Genomic DNA, 499 nt, shown 5'->3' with positions numbered 1-499 from the left:
TCCGCGCGCAGCAGGCCGCGGTGGACGCGGTGCGCCCCGGCGTGACCGCGCACGAGGTGGACGGGGCGGCGCGACAGGTGCTGACGGATGCCGGGCTCGGCGAGGCGTTCCTGCATCGCACCGGCCACGGCATCGGCGTATCCGTGCACGAGGAGCCCTACATCGCGCCGGGCAACGACCTTCCCCTGCGCGAGGGCATGGCCTTCAGCATCGAGCCCGGCATCTACTTCCCCGGCAGCTGGGGCGCCCGCATCGAGGACATCGTGGTGGTGACGGCGGACGGGTGCGTGCGGCTCAACAACGCGCCGCACGCCCTGGCATCCGTCGGCTGAGCGCCGCCGTCAGCGCACCACGGCCGTGACGGACGCGAGCCGCTGCAGCACCTCATGGCTGATCGACCCGAGCAGAAAGCGGCGTACGACGCCGTGGCCCCGGCTGCCGACGACTGTGAGCCGGGCCTCCTCGGCGAGGTCGTTGATGACCGCGGAGGGGAATCCCT

Annotated in this window: 2 protein-coding genes; one reads left to right on the top strand and one right to left on the bottom strand. The window is 72.7% G+C overall.

Features of this window, described 5'->3' with window-relative positions; all coding sequences use genetic code 11:
- Positions 1-332, top strand: a 332-nt coding sequence (locus BGN97_RS05470; protein ID WP_292698711.1) for a M24 family metallopeptidase, incomplete at its 5' end; no start/stop codon positions are given.
- A 9-nt stretch (positions 333-341) separates the two neighbouring features.
- Here BGN97_RS05470 and BGN97_RS05465 read toward each other — a convergent pair.
- A partial coding sequence (locus BGN97_RS05465; RefSeq protein ID WP_292699020.1) for a universal stress protein occupies positions 342-499 on the bottom strand: 158 nt, incomplete at its 5' end.

It is taken from the genome of Microbacterium sp. 69-10 (assembly GCF_001897945.1).
Lineage (GTDB): Bacteria > Actinomycetota > Actinomycetes > Actinomycetales > Microbacteriaceae > Microbacterium.
The sequence above is the reverse complement of the archived record's forward strand: the minus strand, read 5'-3'. Positions and strand labels throughout refer to the sequence as shown.